The sequence below is a fragment of the Micromonospora sp. NPDC005291 genome (assembly GCF_040607415.1).
GTDB lineage: Bacteria > Actinomycetota > Actinomycetes > Mycobacteriales > Micromonosporaceae > Micromonospora.
The window spans coordinates 95,641-113,712 of sequence record NZ_JBEXGR010000005.1 but is presented as its reverse complement, the minus strand read 5'-3'; the positions used below and the strand labels follow the sequence as shown (position 1 = coordinate 113,712).

The 18,072-nt window shown below is 72.3% G+C and carries 15 protein-coding genes; 4 read left to right on the top strand and 11 right to left on the bottom strand.

Annotated elements, in window-relative coordinates; genetic code table 11:
• Positions 1-32: 32 nt before the first annotated feature.
• The 5 genes from ABZT18_RS09240 to ABZT18_RS09220 form a co-directional block, all read right to left on the bottom strand.
• Positions 33-2,198, bottom strand: coding sequence for a hypothetical protein (locus tag ABZT18_RS09240; protein WP_355250893.1), 2,166 nt, complete (start codon positions 2,196-2,198; stop codon positions 33-35).
• Positions 2,191-3,369 carry a low temperature requirement protein A gene (locus ABZT18_RS09235; RefSeq protein WP_354993987.1) on the bottom strand — a complete coding sequence of 393 codons (1,179 nt, stop codon included), beginning with the start codon at positions 3,367-3,369 and terminating at the stop codon, positions 2,191-2,193. Before ABZT18_RS09235 ends, ABZT18_RS09240 begins: the two co-directional genes overlap by 8 nt.
• Before the next feature lie 172 nt (positions 3,370-3,541).
• Positions 3,542-4,309 (bottom strand): TetR/AcrR family transcriptional regulator, encoded by a 768-nt coding sequence (locus ABZT18_RS09230; RefSeq protein WP_354993988.1) that lies wholly within the window; start codon positions 4,307-4,309, stop codon positions 3,542-3,544.
• Positions 4,310-4,364: 55 nt separating this feature from the next.
• Positions 4,365-5,999, bottom strand: coding sequence for an MFS transporter (locus ABZT18_RS09225; protein ID WP_354993989.1), 1,635 nt, complete (start codon positions 5,997-5,999; stop codon positions 4,365-4,367).
• A complete protein-coding gene (locus ABZT18_RS09220) occupies positions 5,993-6,688 on the bottom strand; it encodes an SDR family oxidoreductase (protein WP_354993990.1) in 696 nt (231 codons plus the stop codon). Before ABZT18_RS09220 ends, ABZT18_RS09225 begins: the two co-directional genes overlap by 7 nt.
• Positions 6,689-6,880: 192 nt before the next feature.
• Between ABZT18_RS09220 and ABZT18_RS09215 the strand changes: the two genes are divergently transcribed.
• From ABZT18_RS09215 to ABZT18_RS09205, 3 genes are all read left to right on the top strand, one after another.
• A complete protein-coding gene (locus ABZT18_RS09215) occupies positions 6,881-8,173 on the top strand; it encodes a histidine kinase (protein ID WP_354993991.1) in 1,293 nt (430 codons plus the stop codon).
• The gene (locus ABZT18_RS09210) at positions 8,161-8,826 is read left to right on the top strand and encodes a response regulator transcription factor (protein WP_354993992.1); all 666 of its coding nucleotides are present in this window, start codon (positions 8,161-8,163) and stop codon (positions 8,824-8,826) included. Before ABZT18_RS09215 ends, ABZT18_RS09210 begins: the two co-directional genes overlap by 13 nt.
• A gap of 100 nt (positions 8,827-8,926) precedes the next feature.
• On the top strand, positions 8,927-9,988 hold the full coding sequence (locus ABZT18_RS09205; protein WP_354993993.1) for a Gfo/Idh/MocA family oxidoreductase: 1,062 nt from the start codon (positions 8,927-8,929) through the stop codon (positions 9,986-9,988).
• A gap of 189 nt (positions 9,989-10,177) precedes the next feature.
• Here the strand turns inward: ABZT18_RS09205 and ABZT18_RS09200 are convergent, their stop codons facing one another.
• Complete coding sequence (locus ABZT18_RS09200) at positions 10,178-10,399, bottom strand: hypothetical protein (protein ID WP_030335934.1); 222 nt, start codon at positions 10,397-10,399, stop codon at positions 10,178-10,180.
• 206 nt (positions 10,400-10,605) lie between these two features.
• Positions 10,606-11,685 carry an NYN domain-containing protein gene (locus tag ABZT18_RS09195; protein WP_354993994.1) on the bottom strand — a complete coding sequence of 360 codons (1,080 nt, stop codon included), beginning with the start codon at positions 11,683-11,685 and terminating at the stop codon, positions 10,606-10,608.
• Between the two features lie 220 nt (positions 11,686-11,905).
• On the opposite strand from ABZT18_RS09195, the gene ABZT18_RS09190 reads away from it, so the two are divergent.
• Complete coding sequence (locus ABZT18_RS09190) at positions 11,906-13,942, top strand: glycosyl hydrolase family 28-related protein (protein WP_354993995.1); 2,037 nt, start codon at positions 11,906-11,908, stop codon at positions 13,940-13,942.
• 43 nt (positions 13,943-13,985) lie between these two features.
• Here ABZT18_RS09190 and ABZT18_RS09185 read toward each other — a convergent pair whose 3' ends face one another.
• From ABZT18_RS09185 to ABZT18_RS09170, 4 genes are all read right to left on the bottom strand, one after another.
• Positions 13,986-14,618, bottom strand: a complete 633-nt coding sequence (locus tag ABZT18_RS09185; RefSeq protein WP_354993996.1) for a hypothetical protein — start codon at positions 14,616-14,618, stop codon at positions 13,986-13,988.
• A 14-nt stretch (positions 14,619-14,632) separates the two neighbouring features.
• The gene (locus ABZT18_RS09180; protein ID WP_354993997.1) at positions 14,633-15,724 is read right to left on the bottom strand and encodes a cellulose binding domain-containing protein; all 1,092 of its coding nucleotides are present in this window, start codon (positions 15,722-15,724) and stop codon (positions 14,633-14,635) included.
• Between the two features lie 67 nt (positions 15,725-15,791).
• The gene (locus tag ABZT18_RS09175; RefSeq protein ID WP_354993998.1) at positions 15,792-16,841 is read right to left on the bottom strand and encodes a nitronate monooxygenase; all 1,050 of its coding nucleotides are present in this window, start codon (positions 16,839-16,841) and stop codon (positions 15,792-15,794) included.
• Positions 16,842-16,871: 30 nt separating this feature from the next.
• Entirely contained in the window at positions 16,872-17,975 is a 1,104-nt protein-coding gene (locus ABZT18_RS09170) for a hypothetical protein (RefSeq protein ID WP_354993999.1), read from the bottom strand.
• Positions 17,976-18,072 lie beyond the last annotated feature (97 nt).

The window sequence follows — 18,072 nt, the reverse complement described above, 5'->3', positions numbered from 1 at the left end:
GTCCCCACCCGTCGGCCGCAGAGCCGGGGCGCTCAGTCGGAGCCACGCAGGCGTCCAACGAGCTCACTCACCGCCGCCCGGAACTCGGGGTCGGACTCGCCCGGATGGTGCCCCCGCACCGGCGGCGGACGGCGCTCCCCCGGCGCAGGCAGCAGGTCCCGTGGATCCCGCAACCGCCGGTCGACCCGGCAAGCCGGATCGGCAGGATCCGAGGGCGGATCGCCGGGCCGGTGCGCGGCGAAGATCCAACCACCGACGGGGTCGGTTTCCCGCCACAGGTTGAGCCACCGCCACTCGACCCGCTCCCCCACCTCGCGCAGCACCTTCTCGTTGAGATGGGCCGGAAAGAGCCGGGCGTACAGGCGGTCCAGCGGTGACCCGTAGGTGAGCAGCGCGACGCGCTGGCGTACCCGCGGGGGCAGCCGCAGCACCGCGAGGGCCAGCAGCACCGAGCCGTGGCTGTGCCCACAGAGCAGCACCCCGCGGTGTCGCTCGGTCAGGTGGATGATCCGGTCGGCCAGTTCCGGCACCGCCCGGTCGGCATAGCTCGGGGGTGCGAACGGGTGTGCGGCCCGGGGCCAGAAGGTGCCCAGGTCCCACAGAATGCCGACGTGCCGACGGAACCACGCCGTGCGGTAGGCGAACACCCCACCCAGGAGCAGAGCCAGGACCACCGGGGAGATGAGGTAACTGCCCGCGGCGAGTCCCATGCCGACGGCCCCGACCGGAAGCCCGAGAAGCCGCCACGGCAGCTCGTCCGGTGCCAGCTCGAACAGCCTCAGCAGGCTTGTGGCCAGGCCGAGCGCCGCGAGCGCCGCGTACGCGACGGCGAGCAGTCCCAGCCACTCGGCGAACCGCGCCCGGGCGACGGCCTTCGTCACCCGCCGCAGCCACCCAGCGCTCTCGGGCGTCACCGTCGGGAAGTCGCGGGCGGTGATAGCCGCCGCCGCGCGCCACCGGCGTCGCCGCGACACGAGGGTCAACGCACCGCAGAGCACCACCCCCGCGGTCACGTGCAGAAAGAACGCCAGGATCGACCACTGGTACGCCAACGGCGGCCCACCGTCACCGCGGTAGCCGCCAAGCAGGTGCCCGCTCTGATAGACGAGGTTGGCGGAGAACGCGCCGCCCAGGCCGACCGCGAAGGCGGCGACCACCGCCGCGCCCAACCCCCGAGGCAGCGCCTCACGGCGTTCTCCTCGGCCGTGGTGCCACAGCACCTGTCCACTCAGCGCCGCCAGCAGCGACATCTGGCCGAGTAGCGCCCAACTGGCGATCCCGTCGTAGCCCGGCAGCCCGACCGACGATGCCCAGGCACGCTCGTCCAGGGCGACGGTGACGAGGGTGGCCACGCTCAGGCCAACGGCCACCGCGCCCACCGTGCTGGCGGTCCGGGTGACGATCCGCCTGGTCGCCGCCCGGTCCAGCAGCCCGGGGACCGCGAGCAGGCCGGCGCAGACCAACAGCACCGCGACGTTGAGCGTCAGCAGCATGGTCGCCGAGACCGTCCCACCGCCTGCGCTACGAGCCACGAGCAGTATCAGGTTGAGCGTGGCGAGCGCGGCAGCGACGTGGATCGCCCGCAGCCGTCCCACCAACGGCTCGACGGCCCACAAGGGGTTGCCGGCCGGGCGGGGCCGGCGGGTGCCGAGCAGCCGGAGGAAGGCGACGGCGGCGATCGGCAGCAGAGCCAGCACCGCCAACCGTGGCCCGACCTGGAAGCCGTCGAGCCCTGCCACCGCGTCGAAGGGAGCACGGCACCGGGCCACCCCGAGACACCGCCAGGCGAGCAGATCGAGTGCCACCCCCGCGATGGACACCACGTACAACACGGTGAGGTTGAGCGCGAGGAGCCGGCACAGCACGGTGACTGCGGCACCGCTGCGGCGGCCGGTGGGCCGCATCCAGACCGCCACGTTGCTGAGCATGAACGGCAGCAGGAAGACCATGGAGAGCGTCCGGACCACGGTGCCCGAGGGCAGGTCACCCCACCGGTACGCCTCCAGCGTCACCCCGTCCGGCTCGGTCTCGTCCGCGTCGGGGCGGTGGAAGCCGCCGCTGTGGTCGCCGGCGACCTGCCGGACGTGCGGACGGCCGAGGACCCGCTCCGGTCGCGCCCCGGACACGCCGTGCACCCGCAACTCCACGATGTCGTGCCGTCCCGGCCGCTCGCGGTGGGGCGGCGATCCGTCATCCATTGGTCCGCCCAGCCGGTCGACCCGGCCCCCATAGTCCGGGCGCCGCATCGAGCACGACGATCAGCAGGAGCACTCCGGCGACGACCCCGCTGGCACTGACCAGCGGAAGGTTCACACTCGCGAAACCGCCCAGGATGAGGGCGGGTACGCCGATCAGCCGGGCCAGGGGCAGGCTGGCGTCGACGAGCGCCGAGAGCAGGATCCGGCCGGTCAGGAACAGCGTCGGACCGGCGACGGACACGACCAGTCGCGCCGGTGTGTGCGCCCCCGGGTCATCGATCGACATCTCCATACCGGCGGAGGTGGCCAGGACGCCGACGATCATGAGAAAGTGCAGGTAGCCCGCCGTGAGCGCCAGCTTGCTGCCGGGCGGGCCCGCCGCTTCGATGCTGGTGCCCAGCCGCGCGCCGGCGGGTACCAGGTAGAGCCGGGCGAGGGCCACCGCGGTCACGAACGCCAGGGCGAACGCCACGGTGCTGTCCCGGTCCAGGGCGGAGCCGCTGTAGGTGATGCCGGAAATCAGGATCAGTTCACCCAGCGCGATGATGAAGATCTGTTGGTAGCGCTCGGAGAGGTGTTCGCCGTTCACCTGCAGGTCAGGCCAGGAACTGCGCCCGAGCCACGGAAACGGCCAGCGCAACCGCGCCAGGGAGTACTCCAGCACCAGGGCGAGCGCCCAGAGCACCTCCCGGGCCGGGGCGACGGCCGCCCCCACCACCCAGAGCACGCCGGAGATCGCGAACCAGACCGCCACCCGCACGGTGCGCAGTTGCAGCGGGTGCCCCCGCAGGGCGGGGACCAGCAGCGCCGCCCTGCCCAGGTGGATGGCCACGTAGGCGAGGGCGAACACCATGGCGTGTTCGGTGAACGCGGTGGGCACGGCCGCGGCCATCAGCAGGCCACCGAACATCACCCAGAGCAGCAGGGCGACGATCAGCGGGGTACGCGGGTCGAACCAGTCCGCCGACCAGGCTGTCACGAACCACACCCACCAGAGCGCGGCCAGCATCAGCAGCACCTGGAAACCGCCGTTGAGGCTGGGGTCGTCGAGCAGCGCCTGGGACAGCCGGGTCAGCGCGAAGATGAAGGCCAGGTCGAAGAAGAGCTCCAGGAACGACGCTCGGCGGGGATTCTCCCGTGGTTGCAGCAGCCGCCCGGAGAGCCCGCTCACCATCGCCACCCTTCCCGGCGTTCAGCTGCCGCAGCCGACGGAGGTCACGATCACGCCTACGCCAGACACTGTCACCCGGGCAACGGGCGACAGCCGGGTTCCTGGTTTTCCTGGCAATGGCAGGAGCAGGATGGGCGAGCCGCTGGTGACGCGGCGCCCCTGACCGGTTCGGCTACCCGCTGGACGCCCGCTCGACGACAACCACCGAGATCCCGTCGAGGACGCGTTGCAGGCCGAACTCGAAGGCGTACTCCGGGCCGTACGCGGCACCGTGCTGCTGACCGGCGGCGGTGCCGACCCGCGCGGCGGTCGGGTAGCTGTCGGCCGTCATGAAGGTCGCCAGCCAGGGCGCGTGCGACTGCCACCACTGACCGTCGGTCATGCCGGTCTCCCGCTCCAGGTCGACCACCTCGGAGGCGGCCCGCGCCGCGCTCTTCACGTGGCCGAGGACGAGCGTGAGCACCGCGTCCATCTCGACGTCGGTGAGCCCGATGCCGTCGACCGCGCCGAGCTCGTGGTCGTACTTGGCCACCAGGTGCGGGCCGAGCACCGGTCGGGTCGTCTCGGCCCGCAGCATCCAGGGATGCCGCTGGTAGAGCGCCAGGTTGTCGCGGGCGATCCGCTCCAGCCTGGTCCGCCAGTCGCCCTCGACGGCGGGGCGCGGCATCTCGCCGTACGCGGTGTCGACCATGACGTTGACGAGTTCGGCCTTGCCCGGCACGTAGGTGTAGACCGACATGGTGCCGACACCCAGCGCCTCACCGACCCGACGCATGGTCAACGCATCGAGGCCCTCGGCGTCGGCGATCTCGATCGCGGCCCGGACGATCCGGTCGACACTGAGCCCGGGCCCGGCGCTGCGGCTGGTCGGCTCCCGGGTGCGCCAGAGGATGGCCAGGCTGCGGGCCGGGTCCGCGGTCGCCTTGCGCTCACTCGCCATGGTGCGGCCATCCTAACAACGCGGGCGTACGCCGTACGCCGCGCGTACACGGAGATCAGAGCGCCTCGCGGTCGTCCGACAGCAGCGGGCCGGCGGCAGCGGGCACCAGGTGTCGGACCTCGGGCTCCCCGTCGGTCAACTCCCGGGCCCGTTGCTCGGCCTCGCGGTCCTCGCCCGTCAACCGGCCACCGTGCTGGCGGAGGTGCTCGCCCCAGGACGGCACCACGTACACCTCGACGAACCGGTCCGTCGTCTCGGCCGGCCGGAACAACCCCCAGCGCATCGCGCCGGTCCGCTGCCGCGCGCCGCGCACCTGGTCCATCGCCGCCAGGAACGGCTGGGTCCGCTCGGGGCGGACGGTGTACTGCACCGTCACCAGCACCGGCCCCACCCCCGGGTCCGGCTCGTGCGCCAGGTGCAGTTGCGGCCAGTAGGCCGCCGGTTCGCGGTTCACCGACCGCAGGTCCGGCAGCGGCCAGATCCGACTCGTCAGGGTGCCGACCAGCATCAGCGCCGCCGCCGCGAGGTAGGCGACGAACAGCCCGGCCATGTCGGCCACCAGCCCCCACAGGAGCGCGCCGACCGCCTGCCCGCCGGCGAAACACACCTGATAGACGGCCAGGCCCCGGGCCCGCACCCAGCTGGGCAGGAAGAGCTGCATCTCGGCGTTGACGTTGGCCAGCACCGTCACCCAGGCCATCCCGGCGGGGAGCAGGGCGATGAGCACCAGCGGCACCACCCGCACGGTGCCGACCACGGTCAGCGCCACGGTGAACAACACCCCGGCGATCAGCAGGAGCTGGTTGGCCGACAGGCGGGTGCGGATCACGGCCAGCAGCACACCACCCACGATGGCGCCCACCCCGAGGGCGGCCAGCAGCAGCCCGTACCCGCCGGAGCCCAGCCCCAGCCGCCGGCTGGCCACCAACGGCAGCAACGCCCACAGCGCGCTGGCCGGGACCACGAAGACCAGCGCACGACGCAACAGCCGGCGCACGATCGGCGAGTGGCGTACGTAGCGGCTACCGGCGCGCAGCGCGGCGGTGAACCGCTCGGGCACCTCGACCGCGCGGGCGTTGCCGGGCCGCCAGCGCCACAACGCGTACGCGAAGATCAGGAAAGCGACGGCGTTGAGGCCGAACACCGGGGCGACGCCGGTGCGGGCGATCAGCACGCCGGCCACCGCGGGCCCGACCGCCCGCGCCGCGTTGACGCTGATCGAACCGAGCGCGGACGCCGACCGCAGCTGATCCTGTGGCACCAGCTCCGGGATCACCGCCGCCCAGGCCGGCAGGGTGAGCGCCTGCCCGACCCCGAACGCGAAGGTGAGGGTGAGCAGCAGCGCCGGCGGCATCCGGTTGGTCAGGGTGAGCAGTGTCAACGCCACCGCCACCGCCACCAGGAACAGCTGCACGGCGATCAGCAGGTGCCGACGGTCGAAGCTGTCGGCCAGCACCCCGGCGGGCAACGCCAGCAGCAGCACCGGCAGCAGACTGGCGGTCTGGACCAGGGCGACCAGGGTGGAGGCGTTGGATTGGTGGATCAGCAGCCACTGGGCGCCGACCGTCTGCATCCAGGTCCCGATGTTGGCGGCGAGCAGGGCCAGCCACAGGTTGCGGTAGACCGCGGTCCGCAGCGGCGCCCACGCCGAGGCCGGACGGTCGTCGGGTCCGGCTGCGGCCGTCACCACCGCCCGTCCGCGCGCAGCACGCGCTCGCCGGAGACGTAGAGATCGTCAGGTTCGAGCAACAGCAACCGGACGACCTCGGTGGCGACCTGTTCGGGCATGGCGTACACCTCGTCCAGGAACTCGGCACCGACCCGTTCCTGCAGGCGCGTCGGCATCGGCCCGGGATGGAGCTGCATCACCTTGACCCGGTTGCTGTGCTGGGCCTCGGCCAGCGAATCGACCAGGCTGTTGCCGTAGCTCTTGGTGGCCCGGTAGACGGGGATGCCGGGCCTGGGGGCCGTCAGCGCCATCGCGCCGATGTACACGACGTTCCCGTGACCCTGCCGGTGCAGGTGCTCCACCGCCTCCCGCAGCAGGTACGTGATGCCCAGAACGTTGATCTCCACGGCCCGGCGGATGTGCTCCACCGACAGGTCCGTCAGGTCGCCGCCGGCCCACATCGACGCGCAGGCCGCCACCCCGTCGATCGTGCCGTAGCGCTCCACCACCTCGGCGAACCCGTCGCGGACCTGCTCGTACGAGGAGATGTCGCAGAGCACGCCGTCGCAACCCAGTTCGTCGGTCGCTGCGGCAACCTCGGCCGACACATCGCCGAACACCACGACCTGGTGCTCGTTGACCAGCAGCCGGGCCACCGCGAGGCCGAGCCCGCTGGTCCCGCCGACCACCACGAAGGTTCTGGCACCCATGTCTCTCCAGCCGCCGCCAGCACAGGTCACGCGGGCCGCGTGACGGCGCGTTCTTCCCATTTCCGGCCGCACCACACCCATTTCCACCCCATCAGCGCCAACGTCCGGACGGTCACGGTAGGGCTGGGCATACCCCCGGAAGTGGATCTGGACGGCTGGGGCGGCCCGGCTACCCCGATTAGCGTCTGCGGCATGACCCCGGAACACCCTCGTCACCTGGCTGAGGCGCTGCGCCGCCGCGACTGGCTGATCTCCGCCTGGCCCTGGCGTGCAGTGGCCTATCTGATCAGCACCGTGCCGATCGCCGGCCTGCTCGCCGTCGGGCTGCTCGTCATCGGCGCACCCATGCTGGCCGCCATCAACGCGCTTCGGCTGCACAGCCGACCGCCGACCATCAGCCTGACGCTGTTCCTGGCGGCCGGCAGCCTCATCCTGTTGGCGCTGGCCCCGATCGTGAGCTTCCCGGTGGCCGCCGTCGAGCGTTGGCAGCTCAGGCTCGTGGACGGTCGTCCGCTGCCCGCGTCACCATGGCCCGGCCTGGCCGCCCGTTACCGCACGGCCGCCACCTGGCGGGAGGTGGCGTACCTGTTCTGGCTGGGCGGGTTCGCGCCGGTCGCGTACTGGATCTTCCTGCTGCTCGTGGTGCTCGACCTCGGGCTGATCGCCAGCCCCTGGCTGGCCGGCGACGCCGACGAGGTCGTCGTGCTCTGGGGCACGGTGGACTCCACCGGTGAGGCCATCCCGTACGCCGTCGTGGGTGTGCTGCTTCTCCCGGTGCTCGGGTACGCGGCCGGGCTCCTCGCCGCCATCCAGGCCGCCGTGGCCCGGTGGGTGTTGGCCCGACCGGTGGACGCGGCGGCGCTGCGCGAGGTCGCCCGGTCCCGGAGCCGACTGGTCGGCGCGTACGAGGCCGAACGGCGCCGGATCGAGCGGGACCTGCACGACGGCGCGCAACCCCGGCTGACCAGCCTCACCCTTCAGTTGGGCCTGGCCCGGCTGGACGTACCCGAGGACTCCCCCGCCGCCCGGCCCCTCGCCGTCGCGCACGACCAGGCCCGGGGTCTGATGGTGATGTTGCGGCAGTTGGTGCACGGCATCCGGCCGCAGAGTCTCACCGACCTCGGCCTGGCCGGCGCGGTACGCGAGTTGGCCGACGCGGCCACCATCCCGGTCGGCGTGCACGCCGATCTCGACGGCGAGTTGCCGGAGATCGTCGAGACCACCGCCTATTTCGTGGTGTCCGAGGCACTGGGCAACGTCGCCCGGCACGCCGAGGCGACCCGCGCCGAGGTGCGCCTCACCCGGGCCGACGGGGACCTCGTCGTCGAGGTGTCCGACGACGGCCACGGCGGCGCCGACCCGGCCCGGGGCACCGGTCTGACCGGCCTCGCCGACCGGGTCGCCGCCGCGGACGGCCGGCTGTTGCTCGCCAGCCCGGCCGGCGGGCCTACCCTGGTCCGGGTGGAGCTGCCGTGCCGTCGCTGACCCGGGTGGTGCTCGCGGAGGACGAGGTGCTGCTGCGCGAGGGCCTGGTCGCGCTGCTGACCCGCTTCGAGTTCACGGTGTGCGCCGCCGTCGGCACCGCGCCCGAGTTGCTGGACGCGGCTCGCGAACACCAACCGGACCTGGTGCTGACCGACATCCGGATGCCGCCGGGTCACCGCGACGACGGGCTGCGCGCGGCAGTCGCGTTGCGCGCCGAGCGGCCTGACCTGCCGGTCGTGGTGCTCAGCCAGTACGTGCAGACCGGGTACGCGGCGGCGCTGCTGGACAGCGGCGACGGCCAGCGGGTGGGCTACCTGCTCAAGGACCGGGTGGCGGAGGTCACCGAGTTCGTCGACACGCTGCGCCGGGTCACCGCCGGCGGCACCGCCATCGACCCGGACGTGGTGCGGCAACTGCTGCACCGCCCGCGCGATCCGCTCGCGGCACTCTCCAACCGGGAACGCGAGGTGCTGGCGCTGCTGGCCGAGGGCCGGTCCAACGCTTCGATCGCCGGCCGACTGCACGTCAGTGAGGCGGCGGTCGGCAAGCACGTCGGCAACATCCTGCTGAAGCTCGACCTGCCGCCCAGCGACGACACCAACCGTCGGGTGCTCGCGGTACTCACCTACCTGCGGGCCGATCCGGTGAGCTGACCAGCACCGGGCCGAGATCGGGCACGACCGCGCGGGGCGTAGATTCGATCAGCGGGATCGTCGTCACTCAGGGCGCGGACCGGGAAGACAGGGGTACGGCATGGCGGAGGCGCTGCGGGTCGGTCTGCTGGGGTATGGGTTGGCGGGCCGGGTCTTCCACGCACCGCTGATCGCCGCGACCCCCGGGCTGCGGCTCGACGCCATCGTGACCCGCGATCCGCAGCGGCGCGAGCAGGCGCGACAGCACTTCCCGGACGCCCGCCTGGTCGACGACGCCGACGAGTTGTGGCGTACGCCGGACGCGTTGGACCTGGTCGTGGTGGCGACGCCGAACCGGCAGCACGTGCCGATGGCCCGGGCGGCGCTGGCCGCCGGGCTGCCGGTCGTCGTCGACAAGCCGCTGGCCGCGACAGCCGCTGAGGGTCGCGCGCTGATCGACGAGGCGACCGAGCGTGGGGTGCCGCTGACGGTGTTCCAGAACCGGCGCTGGGATGGTGACTTCCGCACCGTCCGTCGGCTCGTCGAGGGCGGCGAGCTGGGCCGGGTGACCCGCTTCGAGTCCCGTTTCGAGCGCTGGCGGCCACAGATCAAGGCGGGTTGGCGGGAGAGCGACCGGCCCGGCGAGGCCGGCGGTGCCCTCTACGACCTGGGCGCGCACCTCATCGACCAGGCGGTGCAGCTGTTCGGGCCGGTCGACCGCGTCTACGCGGAGGTGGACCGCCGTCGGCAGGACGCCCTGGTCGACGACGACGCGTTCGTGGCGTTGACGCACGCCAACGGGGTCCACTCGCACCTGTGGATGAGCGCGGTGACCGGGCAACTTGGGCCACGACTGCGGGTGCTGGGCGACCGGGCGGCGTACACGAGCTATGGCCTGGACGTGCAGGAGGCGGCGCTGCACGACGGCGGCCGTCCGGACCAGCCGGGCTGGGGCGAGGTCCCGCCGGAGCGGTACGGCATGCTCGGCGTCGACGGTGAGCTGCGGCCGGTGCCGACTGAGCCCGGCGCATACCAGAGCTTCTACGAGCAGGTGGCGACGGCACTGCGTGACGGCGCGCAAATGCCGGTGGACCCCCGTGACTCGGTGGCCACGGTCGAGCTGATCGAGTTGGCCCACCGGTCGGCAACCGAGGGCGTCGTACTCCCGGTCCCGCTTTCTTGATCGTTGGCAGCTGAGCAACTCGACACACCGAGCACCGCCCTGCTGAGCTGCCACCGATCGCTGAGCTGCCACCGATCGCGGCGCCGCGGCGAGCAGGGGCTGCCTTCGGCGGATGAGACGAGCACCGGGCCGGCCGGCGGCCGCGCCGGGCTGGAGCCAGGAGCGTTGCCGGCCCGGCCCGGTGCCGGATCAGCGCTGCTTCAGCTCGCGCCAGGAAGGGTGGGTGCCGCGCCAGGCGTCGGCGAGAATGGCCGCCGAGGCCCGGCTGGGGCACTGCTGCACCCGCTCACGACCCGACGCCCCACCGATCTGGGCGCGGACCTCCCAACCCTGCCCATCAGTACGGATATACACGTCCCGGCGCCCGCGCGGAGTCGTGTCTCCGTTCCACCAATGCTCCTCGACCTTCATTCGCCGACCGTATAGCAATTTCTGCGTCGAGGGTACGGCGCAGGTGGGTGTATACCGGGGTAAGAGCCGCAATTCAGGCGCAAATCGGGTCTAGTGTTGATGGTTGGTACCGCAACGGCGACCCCTCCCCCGCCTGAGCGGCGGCTCAGAGTGCCGGCGTACCCGCTCTGTTGAGCACGAGGATCGCGTTCCCGATGACGAACGGGTCACCCCTGCGCGGTGAGCAGGTAGTCGTCGGCTTCGGGGCTCCACCGGAGGTCGACTGCTCCACCGGTGGCGGCGGCCTTGCAGAACTGGAGGAAGCTGCGGTAGCCGAGCTTCTTCTCGCTGAAGTCGGGCCGGGCCCGGCGCAGCTGGTTCTTCAGCCCGGACAGCGCCACCGGGTTGCCACCGCTGCCGAGCTCCGCCACCACGCCGCGGAGTAGGCCGAACGCCACCTCCCGGTCGCCGTGCTCGGGCAGCGAGACCTCGGGGTCACCCTTCGCGGGGCCTTCGGCCAGCTCGATCACGTTGTGCTGGGCGAGATGCCGCAGCAGTTCGCCGAAGGTACGGAAACCGTAGTCGGACTCGCTGAACGTCGGATCCTTACGCAGCAGGGTGCGCTTGAGGCGCGAGGCGGTGACCTCGCCGTTGGCGCTGCCCTGCAGACCGGCCACCGTCTGGGCAACCAGCACGGCGAGCGTGTCCACGTCCCGTCCAGGCTCCTCGCCGGCCGGTCGACGGTCCACCTCAGGCTCCGGCTCGGGCGGGCGCTGGTCCGGACCGGCCTGCCGGGTCGGACGGCCGCGCTGGCTGCGGGTCGGCGGGATGTCCACACCCTCCAGCCGGTCGTAGTAGAGGAACTCGTCGCACGCGGGCGGGAGCAGCGCCGACGTCGACCCCTCGACCCCGACGCCGATGACCCGCTTGTTCAGCTCACGAAGCTTGTGGACGAGAGGAGTGAAGTCGCTGTCGCCACTGCAGATGACGAACGTGGAGATGTAGTCGCGCTCGAAGGCCAGCTCGATCGCGTCCACGGCCATCTTGATGTCGGCGGCGTTCTTGCGGGACGCGCCCATCCGCTGCGGGATCTCGATCAGCTCGACGTGCGACCGGGTGAGCATCCGGCGGTCTTCGTCGAAGTAGGACCAGTCGGCGTACGCCCGGCGCACCACCACCCGCCCCCGTTCGGCCAGCGCGTCGGCGATGGGACGGAAGTCGAACGCCGCGCCGCCACGGTTGTCGCGCGCGCCCAACGCGAGGTTCTCGTAGTCGAGGAATAGGGCGATCCGGTCTTCTTGATCCACGCGGCTCAGCCTACGCCGGCAGTCTGCAGGCTGGGGGTAGGCGACGCGCGACACCTCAACTCGACGACCGTCCATTTCTTGCGGTCTCATTGTCGTTTCTTTTCGCTGTTCGATTGTTGTCTTGCAACGTGGTGTTCAGTGCTGGCATCATGACGATCAATGTCGGGCGTCGGGGGCGCCGGGCGGACCTCCCACCACCACCCACTGAGGAGGGTCACCGATGTTTCGGACCATCATGCCGGCGCGGGGACGCCCAGGCCGGCCGGGCGCCGCCACCGTCGCGCTCGCGACCGGCCTCACCATGCTGGTCGTCGGCCCCACCGTGGCCGCCGCCGGCCCACCCACGTCCCCCGGCGCGGCGCCGGTGGTCACCCGGGCCGCCCTCGATCCGGCGCTGGTCGCCGGACGTGGCGCGGACGTCGACTTCGTCGAGCAGGAGGCGGAGAACGCCCGCACCAACGGCGACCTCATCGGACCCGACCGGTCCGCCTACACACTGCCCGCGGAGGCTTCCGGCCGCCGGGCGGTCCGGCTCACCCCCGGCGAGTACGTGGAGTTCGTCCTGCCCAGCGCGGCGAACGGGATCACCGTGCGGTACAGCATCCCGGACGCGCCGCAGGGCGGTGGGATCACCGCGCCGCTGCGGGTCGCGGTCAACGGCAAGCACGTGCGCGACATGACGCTGACGTCGCAGTACTCGTGGCTCTACAACCAGTACCCGTTCTCCAACGACCCCGAGGCCGGGCTGCTGCACCCGGACTGGTGGATCACCGAGTGCCAGTGCGTGCCGTCGGCCACCACGCCGTACCCGAGCATCGGCACGCCGTTTCGGCCCAGCCACTTCTACGACGAACAGCGACTCCTGCTCGGGCGCACCTACCGGGCCGGTGACAAGATCCGGCTCACCGCGCCTCCCGGCAGCGCAGCCGCCTGGACGGTCATCGACCTGCTCGACTCCGAGTTGGTCGCACCGCCGCGCATCCGGCTGCTCGCGGCGAACGTGCTGGCCTTCGGCGCGGACCCCACCGGCCGGCGGGACTCCGCCGACGCACTCGACCGGGCCATCGCCTTCGCCCGGCGCACCCACCTGAAGGTGTACGTCCCACCGGGCACCTACCAGGTAAACCGGCACATCATCGTCGACGACGTGACCATCGAGGGCGCCGGCAGCTGGCACACCATCATCAAGGGCCGCGAGGTCGCCCTGCCGAAGCCCACGCCCGACGGCTCGGTGCACACCGGCGTCGGTTTCTACGGCCGGGACGCCGCCGACGGCGGCAGCCGCAACGTCCACCTCTCCGGCTTCGCCATCGAGGGCGACGTCCGGGAGCGCATCGACACCGACCAGGTCAACGCGATCGGTGGCGCGATGAGCGACTCGACCATCGACGGGCTCTACCTGCACCACACCAAGGTGGGCCTGTGGTTCGACGGGCCGATGCGGAACCTCCGGGTCACCAACAACATCATCGTCGACCAGATCGCCGACGCGCTCAACTTCCACACTGGTGTGACCGACTCCGTCGTCGCGCACAACTTCGTCAGAAACACCGGCGACGACGGCCTGGCGATGTGGTCGGAGAAGACGGCGAACGCCCGGAACACGTTCGACCACAACACCGTGCAGTCACCGACCCTGGCCAACGGCATCGCCATCTACGGCGGCACGGACACCACCGTCTCGCACAACCTCATCGCCGATCCGGTCCGCGAGGGCAGCGGCATCCACGCCGGTTCCCGCTTCGGCGCGGAGCCGTTCACCGGGCACCTGCGGTTCACCAACAACACCACGGCCCGCGCCGGCACGTACGAGCTGAACTGGAACATCGGGCTGGGTGCGATCTGGATCTTCGCCCTGGACCGGAGCATCGACGCGAGCATCCAGGTGACCGGCGACGCGTACCTCGACAACACGTACAACGCGATCATGCTGGTCAGCGACTGGCCGGTGAAAGACCTCTACTCGATCGCCAACGTGCAGTTCCGGGACATCCGGGTCGACGGCACCGGCACCTCGGTGGTCAGTGCCCGCTCGGCCGGGTCGGCCTCGTTCGCCAACGTGGACGCCCGCAACGTGGGCGCGGTCGGCGTCAACAACTGCGGTTCGTTCCACTTCACCCCGGCCGGTTCGGAGTTCACCCTGACCGACCTCGGCGGTAACGACGGCGGGTGGCTCGCCCCGTGGCTGCTGCCCAACACCATCACCTGCGACGACCGGCCACCCGTGTCGCCGCCCCCGCCTCCGGCGCGGTGGTGAACGCGGTGGGCGGCCCGAGGAGTTCGGGCCGCCCACCGCACACTCAGAGCACTCGGGCGTACGCCAGCGGCACGGCCGTCGGCTGACCGTCCCACCTGCCGCTCAGCGTGACCCCGGCTGACCGGTCGGCCCCGGCGCCGGGCCGGCGGACGACGACCAGCTCGACGGAATCGGTGCTGATGAGCGTGTGGTCCTCGTCGACCACCCGTCGCAGGGCGCCGACCGGTGGCACGTCGGCGTCGCCCGCGTCGCTGACGACCGTCATGGTCGGCTCACGCACTTCGCGCCGGCCGTCGACCTCGACGTACTGCTCCGCCTGGCCGCTGCCGGAGAGGATCGCGTGGGCGAGCGCGGCGGCGTACACCGGGTCCGCGCAGCCGTCGTACACCCAGCGCGGGCCGAGCACCGAGTGCTCGGTGGTGCCGACCAGCCAGTCGTCGGCACCGTCGAGGGGCGCGGCACGGTAGGTGAGCGGGACCTGATGGACCGGGCCGTCGGCGGTGCCAACCAGCATCGTCTCGACGCCGACCTCGCCGGCCGGGTCGTCGAAGCGGTATGCGCCCCGGCTCACCACCTCGACACCGGTCGGCCCGACGAACCAGGGTCGGCCGGGCAGCCAGGCCGCCAGCAGGTCGAGCTTCGTGGGGCGCAGGGTCGCCCGGTGCAGCAGTGCCATGACGGCAGCCTAGGTCAGAGGCCGGTACAGGGGTTGCCGCCCACCGTGCAGGCCTCCGGTTCCCTGGCCTTCGGCCGGTTGTCGCGCACGTCGAAGCGGAATGTCTGCGACCCTCCGGCCGGTACGGCCGCCCCGGTGAAGGTGACCGCCCGCCCGTCCTGTCGCCAGTCCGCGCCGTCGGCGTCGTCGACGGTGCTGCCCTCCGCGAGATTGACCACCACGACCCAGTCCCCCACCGGTGTGCCAGCAGGGTTGTCGACCACCACTTCGCCGGTGTAGCCGAACAGCCGGCTGGAGTCGGTGTCGTAGCGGGCTGTCAACGGCTGCGGGGGCGGGGGCGCCGACGTGGGGGTCCGCGAGGGTTTGACCGACGCGCTCTGGCTCGGCCGGGCGGTCGGCGACGCGGCCGTCCGCGAGGGGCGCACCGAGGGCGTCGCCCGGGGCGCGGCGGCGGGCGCGGCGACCGTCACGGACGGCGACGACGACGGCGACGGGGCCGAGGGCGGCGGCGCGCTCTGGTTCGACTCGGCGGCCGGGAGCGCCACCCACGCCGCCACTCCTCCGACGACCGCCACTGAAACCAGCACCGCAGCCAGGTTCCGGCGACGCCGACGGGCGCGCCCTTTGCCGAATGCGCCGATCAACGGCAGTTCGGCCGTCATCCCGCCGTCGCTGCGGCGCAGGTCGACCTGCTGGAAGGCGAGCCAGTCGAGGATGGCCGGCAGCCGCACGGTCAGCGCCTGCCGGAGCTGCTGCTCTCGTGGTTCGTGCTGCTCCGCGGACCACGCGCCGTGCGTCCTGACCTCCCGTACCTCCAGCCAACAGCCCTGCTTCGTGGCAGTGATGGCAAAGGTCGCCTCAGAGAGCCGGCCGGCCTCGTCGCAGCGCAGCGCCAGCAGCTCCGGCACCCGCTGCTCGGTCACCTCGACCTCGACGCTGGCCTCGAAGCCGGGCAGCCCGGCCGTGTGCACCAACAGCCGGTCCGGTAGGCCCTCCATCGTCTCGGCCTCGGCGAACCACCGGCCGAGCAGTTCCCGATCCGTCAGTGCAAGCCAGACCCGGTCAGGCGGGTGGGACAGGTCAACCTGCGCACCGATCTCGATCACGGCGAGACTCTAACGGGTTTCCCGCCCGGTCTGTCCCGCCCGCCCACATGGACTTCCGGCGCCCTGGTCAGCCCCAGCGGGTCGACCGCTCGACCACCGCGGCCAGCGCGGCCCGGGCGCCGGCGCTCACCTCGGCGACCACCTCGGCCGCTGGCAGGTCCCTAGCCAGCGGGTGCGCCTGCCCGGCCCACAGGTTGGCGACCGACGCGTCCTCGTCGCGCCGGGCGGCGGCGAGCAGCGGACGCGTCAGGTGAAGCACCTGGGGGTAGCCGCTCGGCGCCGCCGCGTCGTGCTGGCGCAGGAAGTCGTTGGCCACGCCACGGGCCCGCTTGCCGGTGTACGACCGGGTCAACGCCGTCGGCGCGGCACTGGCCACCACCGCCCGGTGCATCGGCGAGCTGCCCGCCTCCGGGCAGCGCAGGAAGGCCGTGCCGAGCTGCGCGGCGGCGGCACCGGCAGCCAGCACGGCGGCCACTCCGGGGCCGTCGACGATTCCGCCCGCGGCCACCAGCGGCCGGTCGCAACGGGCGGCGGCCAGTCGGAGCAGCGGCAGCAGCGCGTAGTCGTCGTCGTCCGGTAGACCGCCCCGATGCCCTCCCGCCTCGGTGCCCTGCACCACCACCACGTCCACGCCCAGTTCGGCGGCGGCCCTCGCGGCGTCGGGGCGGGTGACCGTGGCCCACACCTCGGTGCCCCGCTCGCGCAGGGCGGTCACCGCTGCCCGATCGGGCAGCCCGAACACGAAGGACACGACCGGGACCGGGTCCGCGAGCAGCACGGCCAGCTTCTCCGGGTACGCGTCGTCGCCGCCCACCGGGTCACCCAGGCTCACCCCGCGCTGGGCAGCCTGCGGGGCGAGCCGTTCGGCGTACGCCTCGATGGCGGCGTCGTCGACGCCACCGGGGTCGGGCAGGAAGACGTTGACGCCGAACGGCCGGTCGATGCGCGCGCGGACCTCAGCGACGTCGGCGACCAGCCGCCCGGTGTCGATCATCCCGGCTGCCAGGAAGCCCAGCCCACCGGCTGCGGAGACGGCTGCCACCAGCGCTGGCGTGGACGGGCCACCAGCCATCGGGGCGGCGATGATCGGGTGACGCAACGTGGACAGCACGGCCATGCACCCATCCTGCCGCACCGCCCTGTTCGCTCACCGGCGCGCGGTACGCCTCCAGCGCAGCACACCAGCCAGCCCGAGCAGCACCAGCAGTGTCCCGGCGCCGACGACCAGCGGCCAGGTCCGGTCGCCCGCGCCACCGGACTTCTCGGCCACCGGACGGACTGCCGTCGGCGCCACCGGGCCAACGGATCCCGTCGGGCGTACGGCGGTGGCCGGCGTGGCCGTGGCCGGGTAGCGCAGGATCGTCGGACGGGTGCCCGGCGGCTGGTCGGCGGATTCGGAGACGGTGAGCAACGACCGGCCGTCGCGACTGTAGGTGATCGATTCGCCCTGGGGTTCGTCCGGCAACGGGGTGATCCGCGCGGTGCCGGAGGTCAACGCGGCGACCACATCACCATCGGGCACGTCGTACTCGAAGGCGTCGGCGTAGCTGCGCAGCACGACCCGACGCCCGTCCGGTGCGCTCGCCGCACCGGTGATCACACCCCGCCCGAGAAACGAGAAGGGGTTGCTGGTGCTGGTCGTCGGCAGGGTCACCTGGCCGACCGAGGCCAGCGGCGTCGTCGCGGCCGGCCGCAGCGCGGTGGTCGGCGCGTACAGGAAGGCGGTGCCGCTGCCGCCCTTGGTGACGATCAACGGCCGCCCGTCCGCGTCGAGCAGCAACGCCTCCGCGTCGTGCGGGCGGTCCGGGTACGTCAACCGGTGCAGCACCGGTTGGTCCGCACCCGGTGCGAGCCGCCACAGCGCGATCGTCGGTCGGGAGCGGTCGTTGTCGCCGATGTCGGCGACCCAGATGGTGCCGTCCCGGCCGATGGCCAGGTCCTCGGTGTCGCGGGGCCGGGACGGGTAGGAGACCGTCCGGACCACCGCGCAGCGCCGGTCGAGGAAGAAGATCCGGCGACGGGCCTCGTCGTCGGCGCCGTCGTTGATCACCACGTACCCGTCGTCGGTGGCGACCATCCCGGAGAGCTCGCGGAGCCGGTCGTCGCGCACCTGGCACACCGGCGTCCCCGCCCCCGGCGCGCCGGCCACCGCCGCACCCGGCACGAGCACCACCGCGCCGGTGAGCAGGCTGGCCAGTGCCACACCGGCGCGGGCGTGCCGCCCCCAGGTGACCCACTCCCGTACCCCCATGACCCACCCTTCATCGCGGCCGTGCCTCGGCCGCCCTCGCCAATCCTGGCTGATCCCGTCCGTAGGTGGTGGACCTGGGAGGGGGACACGACCAGAT